The 4,946-nt window shown below is 59.5% G+C and carries 5 protein-coding genes; all 5 read right to left on the bottom strand.

What is annotated here, in order from left to right; all coding sequences use genetic code 11:
* Positions 1 to 225 precede the first annotated feature (225 nt).
* Entirely contained in the window at positions 226 to 1,551 is a 1,326-nt protein-coding gene (gene aceA / locus DBR18_RS16790; protein ID WP_108591152.1) for an isocitrate lyase, read from the bottom strand.
* A 474-nt stretch (positions 1,552 to 2,025) separates the two neighbouring features.
* Complete coding sequence (locus tag DBR18_RS16785; protein ID WP_108591151.1) at positions 2,026 to 2,778, bottom strand: secretin N-terminal domain-containing protein; 753 nt, start codon at positions 2,776 to 2,778, stop codon at positions 2,026 to 2,028.
* A 351-nt stretch (positions 2,779 to 3,129) separates the two neighbouring features.
* Complete coding sequence (locus DBR18_RS16780) at positions 3,130 to 3,555, bottom strand: GNAT family N-acetyltransferase (protein ID WP_003223818.1); 426 nt, start codon at positions 3,553 to 3,555, stop codon at positions 3,130 to 3,132.
* Positions 3,548 to 4,720 carry a cupin domain-containing protein gene (locus DBR18_RS16775; protein WP_108591150.1) on the bottom strand — a complete coding sequence of 391 codons (1,173 nt, stop codon included), beginning with the start codon at positions 4,718 to 4,720 and terminating at the stop codon, positions 3,548 to 3,550. The genes DBR18_RS16780 and DBR18_RS16775 overlap by 8 nt, the downstream gene beginning before the upstream one ends.
* 86 nt (positions 4,721 to 4,806) lie before the next feature.
* On the bottom strand, positions 4,807 to 4,946 hold a 140-nt coding region (locus DBR18_RS29335), incomplete at its 5' end, for a hypothetical protein (RefSeq protein ID WP_256588765.1).

Genomic DNA, 4,946 nt, shown 5'->3' with positions numbered 1-4,946 from the left:
GCGAGCAGAATCCACCCCCTGTAGGAGCTGCCGAAGGCTGCGATCTTTTGATTTTGCTTTTCTAAAAACAAGATCAAAAGATCGCAGCCTTTGGCAGCTCCTACAGGGCGGACGGGGAATTCTGCGGGCAAAAAAACGCCCCGAACCAGTCGGGGCGTCAGTCTTGCGGCTTTGCGGTTAGCTTTCTATACGATCCGCAAAGGCCGTTTGCTCAGCGAAGCGCAATCAGTGGAACTGTTCTTCTTCGGTCGAACCGGTCAGCGCGGTCACCGAGGACGAGCCACCCTGGATAACGGTGGTCATGTCGTCGAAGTAGCCGGTGCCCACTTCCTGCTGGTGAGCCACGAAGGTGTAACCCTTGGCGGCGTCAGCGAACTCCTGCTCCTGCAACTTCACGTAGGCAGTCATGTCGTTGCGGGCGTAGTCGTGCGCCAGGTTGAACATGCTGTGCCACATGTTGTGAATGCCGGCCAGGGTGATGAACTGGTGCTTGTAACCCATGGCGGACAGTTCGCGCTGGAACTTGGCGATGGTCGCGTCGTCCAGGTTTTTCTTCCAGTTGAAGGAAGGCGAGCAGTTGTACGACAGCAGTTGGTCCGGGTATTCCTTCTTGATCGCTTCAGCGAAGCGACGGGCTTCTTCCAGATCCGGCTTGGCGGTTTCGCACCAGATCAGGTCGGCGTATGGCGCGTAGGCCAGGCCACGGGCGATTGCCTGATCCAGGCCGGCACGGACCTTGTAGAAACCTTCCTGAGTACGTTCGCCAGTCACGAACGGCTGGTCGTACGGGTCGCAGTCCGAAGTCAGCAGGTCAGCGGCGTTGGCGTCGGTACGGGCCAGAATGATGGTCGGTGTACCGGCAACGTCGGCAGCCAGACGTGCAGCCACCAGCTTCTGTACGGCTTCCTGAGTCGGAACCAGTACCTTGCCGCCCATGTGGCCGCATTTTTTCACGGAAGCCAGCTGGTCTTCGAAGTGCACGCCGGCGGCGCCTGCTTCGATCATGCTCTTCATCAGCTCGTAGGCGTTCAGGACGCCGCCGAAACCGGCTTCGGCGTCAGCCACGATCGGCGCGAAGTAGTCGATGTAGCCTTCGTCGCCCGGGTTCTTGCCGGCTTTCCACTGGATCTGGTCAGCACGACGGAACGAGTTGTTGATGCGCTTGACCACGGTTGGCACCGAGTCCACCGGGTACAGCGACTGGTCCGGGTACATGGATTCGGCAGAGTTGTTGTCCGCAGCCACTTGCCAGCCCGACAGGTAGATCGCCTGGATACCGGCCTTGACCTGCTGAACGGCCTGGCCGCCGGTCAGGGCGCCCATGCAGTTGACGAAATCTTTCTCTGGGCGGAAGGACGGCTTGGCACCCTGGGTCACCAGGTTCCACAGCTTCTCGGCGCCCATTTTTGCAAAGGTGTGCTCAGGTTGAACCGAGCCACGCAGACGGACGACGTCAGCAGCGGAGTAAGTGCGAGTCACGCCTTTCCAGCGCGGGTTTTCAGCCCAGTCTTTTTCAAGGGCTGCAATTTGCTGTTCGCGTGTCAGTGCCATGGAGATAAACCTCGTCGCGTCTTTATGAAAAGTTGTTCTGCGGTGGAAAATTCCTGCGCTCGCTGACCAGAAGCTTAGGTGGTCAAGTCGGATTCGGCGGGGTAGGCGACGGGATGAACGATGGGCTCGAGGGGAAGTGAGCAGGTAGTGGCGGACTGCGGGGCGCATGCGGGCGTCGTGGGCCTTTATACGGTCTGCAGCATGAAGCCGGGTTACCTAATTACGCTTCCGTCCCTCGGGACAACTTCGTTCCAGTCGGCAACCTCGTCAAACACACCTTGTGGGCGGTACAGACACGAAGCGGTTCGCGGGGTAGGTGCGAACATCGCTTCGAAGGCCCTTGCCAGGGCCTCTGATTAGCGGGAGCGAGGCCATCATGCCTTCGCTTTTTTGGCTCGTCAAACGTTTTGTAGTGCTTTTTTTCAAGCACTACATCTTTCGTCTAATACGACTAATCAGTCAGTTTTCGGTGCTTTAGTCCAAGGCGTCGACTTTCACCTTCAGCGTCATGTCATCCCGGCCTTGAGTCGAGTAGCTGCGGGTCAGGCCCTGTTTGTCGGCTTGAGTCTGGCGATTCACGCCGGCGAGGGTGATCCATTCGCCCAGGCGTCCGCTGACCGTTGTGTCGGTACTTTGCACGTTCACTACATCGGGACGTTCCTGGCTCATGCGGTCACGGTTGGTACTGATCGCCAGATGAACGATGTCGCCGGTGACGCTGGCCGTGACATAGAAACCCTGAGTGACGTTGCGGTATTGAGTCTGGCTGCTGTAATCGCCGTAGGAATTGCTCTGGCTGCTGGTGATCGGCACGCTCTGGCCGACCTGGATCAGCGCCGGCATGCCTTCGCTGGCTTGCACCTGCTGCACGCCGCCGTCACGGCTGGCAGTGCTGCGGCTGATGATGCGGGTCTGTGCGCCGTTGACCGAGTAACCTTCATCGCCACGGCCGTTGTTTTCGTTGGTATCGACCGTGATCAGCAGGCGTTTGGGTGCAGTGTCGAGCTGGGTGATCAGTGCTTTGAACTCCTGGATCTTGTCCGGCTCGGCCTTGATGATCAGTTGATTGCCGTAGGCGCTGACCTGGCCATCCTTGCCCATGAAGTCCTGCGCCATCGGCAACATGTCGGTGCTGGTGCGGTACTTGAGAGGCACGATTTCTGTGGCTGCCATCACCGAAAGGCTGCAGCCAAGCAGCAGGGTGGTGAGCAGGGTGCGTAGGGACATGTCCGTTATCTCCGCTTTCGAAAGGCTTGATATTGCCAGTTTGTCGGCCCGGGGTGGGGCAAGTTGAATCGTAGACAGCAAAACGCCCCGGCATCGGAAAATGGCGGGGCGTTTTGAGAGAGTGCTCAAGAGCCTTTGTGGTGAGGGGATTTATCCCCGATGGGCTGCGAAGCAGGCCTGGAATTTTGGGGCCGCTCCGCGACCCATCGGGGATGAATCCCCTCACCACAGGATCTCCAGAAATCACAAAATCTCCAGAAATCACAAGATCTCCAAAGATCACAAGATCTCCAAAGATCACAGGATCTCCAAAGATCACAAAATCAGTGAAGATCGCAGGATCTCTGCCGATCAGGCCGAATGCCGAACCATATCGACATGTGGGATCCCGGCTTCGAGGAATTCCTCACTGACCAGGCTGAAGCCCAGGCGCTCATAGAACGCCGTGGCCTGCACCTGCGCGCTGAGCATCTGCTGCTGCAGGCCGCGGGCTTCGGCTTCGGCGATCACCGCTTGCATCAGCGCGTCGCCCACTTTCATCCCGCGCCAGTCCTTCAATACCGACACCCGGCCAATGTGCCCGTCGGGCAAGAGGCGGGCGGTGCCGATCGGAAAGTCGCCTTCGAACGCCAGAAAATGCACGGCGGTCGCGTCATCGGCGTCCCATTCAAGCTCGGGTGGCACCGATTGTTCGGCGATGAACACCGTTTCACGAATGCGCCGGATCTCGGCGTTGTCCTTTTGCCAGTCTGCGACACGTACGCGAATCTTATTCATCGGCGAATCCCAGGCTGCCCTGTTTGACCAGCTCGCACAGCAGGCCGCGACCTTCTTCGTCGTTCAGCCACTCGCCGAGGTTGTCGACGTGCAGCGCATCAGCGGCGCAGATCATCTTCAGCAGCTCGCGCAGCTTGCCCGGCAGGTAACGGCTCTGGCCGCTGGCGAACAGCAGCAAGTCGTCATCGACTTCCGACCAGGCCAGGCGTGCACTCGGGTTGCGGATCAGCACCGCGCCGTCTTGCAGGGCGTTGAGGAAGTCGTCTTCTTCAACGTCTTCCGGGCCGACCACCAGTTCCGGGTAGCGCGGCTCGGTCATGTACTGGCCGAACCAGGTCAGCAGCAGGCGTTCGTCACTCATGTGTTCGGCGAGCAGGCTTTTCAGGCGACCGAGTGCGTCGTGCTGGATCTGATGGGGATCATCGCTGACCGGTTTTGCATCGGCATCGGTGTAGCGCTCTTCGTCAGTCAGGAACTGGCTGAGGAAATCGGTGAAGTGAGTCAGCACTTCCGAGGCGCTCGGGGCACGGAAACCGACCGAGTAGGTCATGCAGTTGTCCACGGCGACACCGCAATGAGCCAGGCGCGGCGGCAGGTAGAGCATGTCGCCCGGTTCCAGTACCCACTCTTCGGTTTCGTGGAATTCGGCGAGGATGCGCAGATCCGCGTGTTGCAGCAGCGGGTTCTCGGAGTCGCACATCTGGCCGATCTTCCAGTTGCGCTGGCCGTGACCTTGCAGCAGGAACACGTCGTAGTTGTCGAAGTGCGGGCCGACGCTGCCACCGGGGGCGGCGAAGCTGATCATCACGTCGTCGACGCGCCAGCTCGGCAGGAAGCGGAAGTTTTCCAGCAGTTCGCTGACTTCCGGCACGAACTGATCAACGGCCTGAACGAGCAGGGTCCACTCTTTTTCCGGCAGTTTGCTGAATTCGTCTTCGGCAAACGGGCCGCGACGCAGCTCCCACGGGCGCTCGCCGTGCTCGATCACCAGGCGCGACTCGACCTCTTCTTCCAGGGCCAGGCCGGCCAGTTCGTCGGCGTCGATCGGGCTTTCGAAGTCAGGGATGGCCTGACGGATCAGCAGCGGCTTTTTCTGCCAGTAATCGCGCATGAATTCGCGCGCCGTGAGACCGCCCAGGAGTTGAAGAGGAGTATCAGGATTCATGTGTAACCTATTGAAAAAAAGCATTTTTCAGACGGGAATAAAAACGCCCGGCGCGGCCGGGCGTCTCAAACGGGTCAAGCGGTGAATCAGATGCGTTTGGCTTGCGCTACAGCGTTGCCGATGTAGTTGGCCGGGGTCAGCTGTTTCAGCTCGGCTTTCGCTTCGGCTGGCATGTCCAGGCCGTCGATGAAAGTCTGCAGCGCTTCAGGGCTGATGCCCTTGCCGC

The organism is Pseudomonas sp. HMWF021, from assembly GCF_003061005.1.
Lineage (GTDB): Bacteria > Pseudomonadota > Gammaproteobacteria > Pseudomonadales > Pseudomonadaceae > Aquipseudomonas.
The sequence above is the reverse complement of the archived record's forward strand: the minus strand, read 5'-3'. Positions and strand labels throughout refer to the sequence as shown.